Source organism: Ideonella azotifigens, assembly GCF_006519715.1.
Taxonomy (GTDB): Bacteria; Pseudomonadota; Gammaproteobacteria; order Burkholderiales; family Burkholderiaceae_C; genus Ideonella; species Ideonella azotifigens.
The window spans coordinates 1-4,298 of record NZ_VIDT01000489.1 but is presented as its reverse complement, the minus strand read 5'-3'; the positions used below and the strand labels follow the sequence as shown (position 1 = coordinate 4,298).

The 4,298-nt window shown below is 69.0% G+C and carries 6 protein-coding genes; 1 reads left to right on the top strand and 5 read right to left on the bottom strand.

Annotation, left to right across the window (positions count from 1 at the left end):
• Positions 1-101: 101 nt before the first annotated feature.
• From fdxB to nifN, 5 genes are read right to left on the bottom strand one after another with little or no spacing between them, the layout of a single operon-like run.
• On the bottom strand, positions 102-407 hold the full coding sequence (gene fdxB / locus FKP22_RS22570; RefSeq protein ID WP_141289928.1) for a ferredoxin III, nif-specific: 306 nt from the start codon (positions 405-407) through the stop codon (positions 102-104).
• 19 nt (positions 408-426) lie between these two features.
• On the bottom strand, positions 427-642 hold the full coding sequence (locus FKP22_RS22565) for a CCE_0567 family metalloprotein (RefSeq protein WP_141289927.1): 216 nt from the start codon (positions 640-642) through the stop codon (positions 427-429).
• Positions 635-1,126: a NifX-associated nitrogen fixation protein gene (locus tag FKP22_RS22560; protein WP_141289926.1), complete on the bottom strand. Its 492-nt coding sequence runs from the start codon at positions 1,124-1,126 to the stop codon at positions 635-637. The genes FKP22_RS22565 and FKP22_RS22560 overlap by 8 nt, the downstream gene beginning before the upstream one ends.
• Complete coding sequence (gene nifX / locus FKP22_RS22555; protein WP_141289925.1) at positions 1,123-1,545, bottom strand: nitrogen fixation protein NifX; 423 nt, start codon at positions 1,543-1,545, stop codon at positions 1,123-1,125. Before nifX ends, FKP22_RS22560 begins: the two co-directional genes overlap by 4 nt.
• Positions 1,546-1,577: 32 nt before the next feature.
• Positions 1,578-3,056 (bottom strand): nitrogenase iron-molybdenum cofactor biosynthesis protein NifN, encoded by a 1,479-nt coding sequence (gene nifN / locus FKP22_RS22550; protein WP_141289924.1) that lies wholly within the window; start codon positions 3,054-3,056, stop codon positions 1,578-1,580.
• Between the two features lie 205 nt (positions 3,057-3,261).
• Between nifN and FKP22_RS22545 the strand changes: the two genes are divergently transcribed.
• Positions 3,262-4,298 (top strand): M16 family metallopeptidase (locus FKP22_RS22545; protein WP_233446933.1); only part of this gene is annotated, 1,037 nt, incomplete at its 3' end.

Genomic DNA, 4,298 nt, shown 5'->3' with positions numbered 1-4,298 from the left:
TGGCACATCAGCGTGGTCCACAGGCGCAGGCGCTCGCCCGTGGGCAAGGCGCCGTGCGGCGGCAGCGAAGGTCGCGTGGTGCGTGCTTCGGCAGCCATGGCTCAGACCGGCAGCGCCGCGTGCGTGTAGCACTTCTTCGGGCAGATCTTGGCGCAGGCGGTGCAGCCGATGCACAGCTCGCCGTGCGCGATCGTCATCACTTTCTTCTCGTATTCCTCGTCTTCGTCCTCGTCCTCGCCGACGGCCACGCGCTCGCCGTCTTCGTTGAGGCCGACCATGGCCAGCACGCCGCGCGGGCAGACCTTGAAGCAGCGGCCACAGCCGATGCAGCTGGCCTCGTTGATCTGCTGGACGAACGTGGGCACCCAGACCTTGCCGCTGGGCAGCGTGACGGAGAAGTTGTTCATGTCATCTGCTCCCCCGGCCTCAGGCCTTGGCGGACGCGGCCGCTTCGGCCTCGGCCACGCGCGCCCGTGCGGCCATCAGCGCGGCGTGGGCGTCGTGCGCGACCTGGGCCACGGCGAGGATGCGCTCCCAGTTCGTCGGTAGGTCCTCGGACAGGTCGTGCAGGTCCATCTTGGCTTGCGTGGCCTTGGCGTTGAGCTTCCTGGCCTCGGTCTTGAGTTGGTCCAGCTCAGCCATAGGTGGCCACCTCCTTGTAGCGCTCGACCATGCCCACACCTTCGTCGACCAGCTTGGTCCCCGCCTCGGCCAGCTTGGCCAGGCTGGCGTAGCCGAAGCGGTGCACATCGCGCAGGTGGCGGTTGACAACGATGAGCCGGCCGGCGGTGAGCACGGCACGGCCAAAGCCTTCGTGGCTCATCTTCATCATCGGGCTGACCATGCAGCCGGTGGCCCGCTCGATGCACAGGCCGATGGCGTTGTGGAACAGGTCCAGGCGCCACAGGGTGTCCGGGTCCGGGTCGCCCATCATGGGCAGCGCGCGGCGCTGCTCGGCGCTGAGCACGTAGGGGGCGAGCAGCGTGATGTCGCGCTTGCCCTCCCAGGTGCCGTGGGTGTCCTGCGCGCGCAGCTGCTTGACGAGTTCGCGCAGGAAGGGGGTTTGCAGCAGTGCTTCCTCGGCTGCGGCTTCGGCCGCGGGTTCTGTGGCGATGGCATCGGTCATGGGGTCACCTCTTCGTCTTCAAAGTCGGGGCGCAGTGCGGCGTCTGGCGCTTGGTCCTTCAGCAAGGCCTTGCGCAGCCAGGGCGGCGGCGTACCTTGCAGCACCACCTGCATGCGGTCCAGCAACTCGGCAATGGGCTCGGGCTGGTTGACCTTGATCGGGTGGATCTTGCTGGCCACGACGCGGGCCGCGGCCGAGCCGCCGATGGCGGCCACGTAGACGATGGCGCAGTCCCGGATGGCTTCGAGCTTGGGCGCGAGCTTGTCTTCGTTGCCGTCCTCGGCCAGGTCGTCGCCGAAGGGGAAGTCCTGCACGAAGTTGTGACCCTGGGCGTCGATCTCATAGACGGCCAGGTGCTTGGCCCAGCCGAAGTGCGCGTCCACGCGCTGCTGGTCCTGGGTGGCGAAGGCGATTTTCATGGGCGCTCCTGGAAGGGGATGGAGGGGACGACTCAGACCGAGGCTTCGGCCACCGAGCTGCCGCGCGGGGGGTGGGAGATGCGGGGGATCTCGGTGCTGAGGTGCTGCACGGCCGGGTCAGGCAAGGTGCTGAAGACGGGCATGGGCTGCGGCTGGCCCTGGGCGGCGGCCAGCGCGGCGGCGGGCAGCGGCCAGTCGGCCGGGCCGTGGTGGGGGATCTGTTCCATCAGCAGGTTGCCCACTTCGTAGACGAACTGGCGCGTGCCGCGGTAGCCGACGTAACAGCGATGCGCATTGCCGATGCGGTCGAAGATGGGCAGGCCCAAGCGGAACAGGGGCTTGGCCAGGCGCTCGGCCGCCTGCCTGCCGTGGGAATGGGTCATCAGCAGGTCGCAGCCGGCCGCCTGCGCAGCCTGCTCGAAGTCCTCCAGGTCGCCGATGACGACCTCGGCCGACGGCATGCGGGCCAGCAGCGGCGAGGCGGTGGTGGTGACGCAGACCGCCAGCTCGGCGCCCATCTCGGCGAGCATGCTGCCGGCGGCGAACAGCAGGTCCGGCTCAGCGCCCAATGCGACCTTCACGTTGCCGAAGTGGAAGTGGCCGTCCAGCATCGCGTCCACCAGTTGGCTGCGCTGGCGGCGGATGCGCTCGGGCACGGGCTGGCCGGAGAGGCGGGCGAGTTGCTGCACCAGCGCGTCGGTGGCGGTGAGGCCAGTGAGGCGCTCGAACAGCGTGAAGGGCACGCCGCAGCGGGCCTGCAGGGCCTCGGCGGCCGGCCGCATCTGCTCGCCAATGGCGAGGGTGTGGGCCGCCGTGCCCAGCGTGCGCAATGCAGGAAGTGGCGTGCCGCCCAGCGTGGTGCCCAGCCAGTCTTCGGGGATGTGGCCGTCCAGCGAGCCGGACAGGTCCGGCACGAAGACGGGCTGCAGGCCGAAGGCTTCGATCAGTTCGCGCAGCTCGTCGATGTCGCCCGGCGTGAGGTGGCAGCCGGGCAGCACGTTGATGCGCTGCGGGTCTCGCGGTGCAGCCTCTTCCTGCGGCACCTGCTGGACCAGCGCCGTGACCGCCTTGGCCCAGCCGTCCTGGAAGGCGCCGCTGTAGTCGGGCGTGGAGACGTAGACGATCTCGGTGTCGGCCAGCTCGGGGTGCTTCTTGCGGGCCAGCGCGATGTAGCCCAGCACGTCATCGCCCTTGGTCTCGGTGAGGCCGGTGGAGCAGATGGCGATGAGCGCGGGGCGGGTGCGGCTGCGGATGTTGAGCAGCGCCTTCTCGAGGTTGTCGTAGCCACCCATGATGGTGGTGGCTTCGTTCATCGCCGTGGTCTGCAGCGGAATGGCCTCCTTGAAGTGGCGCACGAGCAGCACCAGGCCGAAGGAGGTGCAGCCCTGCGATCCATGCATCACCGGCATGCAGCTGGCCAGGCCCATGAAGGCGAAGCTGGCGCCCAGCGGCTGGCTCATCTTCAGCGGGTTGACCGCGCAGGCTTTCTTGCTCTCGCTGACATGGGCCATGGGTGCTCCTGAACCGACTCAGGGGCTGCATTTGCAGGTTTGATGCCAGCGAATATTCCCTTATGAATCAGCCACTTGCGGAAATCATCAAGAGCCGCTGGCAGTCCACTCCAGCATGGCTTTTGAAGGGTTTGAGACAAACCGACGCTGGCTCGGCGACACTGCGCCCCTTGTTCACCTCTGGTCCGCCCTGAGCCCCTTGCCCGTGTCACTGCCTGCCCTGCCCGCCCCCCATCTGGCCACCTTGCCCAACGGGCTGCGCGTGGTCGCGCTGCCCATGCCGTGGCGCTCCACCGTGTCGCTGAGCGTGTACATCCGCACCGGCAGCCTGCATGAGAGCCAGCGCCTGGCCGGCATCAGCCACGTGGTGGAACACATGGCCTTCAAGGGCACGGCCACGCGAGACTGCCAGCGCATCAACCTGGACGCCGAGCGCCTGGGCGCCGAGGTCAATGCGCACACCGACAAGGACCACACCGCCTTCCACATCGAAGGCCTGGCCGAGGACCTGCTGAGCTTCGTGCCGCTGCTGGCCGACATCGTGCTGAACCCCAGCTTCCCGGCGGACGAGCTGGAGCGCGAGCGCCAGGTCATCCTGCACGAGCTGGCGGAGGTGGAGGAAGACCCGGCCGCCGTGGCCTTCCAGGCTTTCGACCGCGCCTGCTACGGCCGGCGCCATGCGGCGGGCCGGCCGGTGATCGGCCTGCGCGCGAACATCGAGCGCTTCAGCCGCGAGGACCTGCTGGGCTATGTGCAGGCGCAATATGGCGCCTGCAACGTGGTGGTGGCCGCGGCCGGGCCGGTCGAACCCGATGCCTTCCTGCGCGCCGTGGAAGCGGCCTTTGGCGGCATGCCGCGCGGCGAACCGAACCTGGCCACGGCGCCGGACTGGGTGGGTGGCATCCAGCAATGCCGGCTGGCCGGCAGCTCGCAGTGCCAGGTGGTGCTGGGCTTCGAAACCCCCAAGCTGACGGACAAGCGCCACGTGGCCCATGTGCTGGCCGCTGCGCTGCTGGGCGAAGGCATGAGCTCGCCCTTGCTCGACGAAATTCGCGAGCGGCGCGGGCTGGCGTACTACGCGGCCTGCACGGCCGATGTGCTGCCGATGACCGGGCAGTTCGTGATCGAGGCCGCCACCGCTTCCAGGCAGGCGGCCGAGCTGTTCACCGAGGTGGCGCGCCTGCTGCGCCGGCAGGCAGACGAGGGGCCGAACAAGGTGGGCCTGGCGCGTGCGCGCCGGCA

Bases quoted from the DNA above. Each gene is read 5' to 3' on its own strand.
- fdxB (WP_141289928.1), bottom strand. From the start codon at position 407: ATGAACAACTTCTCCGTCACGCTGCCCAGCGGCAAGGTCTGGGTGCCC.
- FKP22_RS22565 (WP_141289927.1), bottom strand. From the start codon at position 642: ATGGCTGAGCTGGACCAACTCAAGACCGAGGCCAGGAAGCTCAACGCC.
- FKP22_RS22560 (WP_141289926.1), bottom strand. From the start codon at position 1,126: ATGACCGATGCCATCGCCACAGAACCCGCGGCCGAAGCCGCAGCCGAG.
- nifX (WP_141289925.1), bottom strand. From the start codon at position 1,545: ATGAAAATCGCCTTCGCCACCCAGGACCAGCAGCGCGTGGACGCGCAC.
- nifN (WP_141289924.1), bottom strand. From the start codon at position 3,056: ATGGCCCATGTCAGCGAGAGCAAGAAAGCCTGCGCGGTCAACCCGCTG.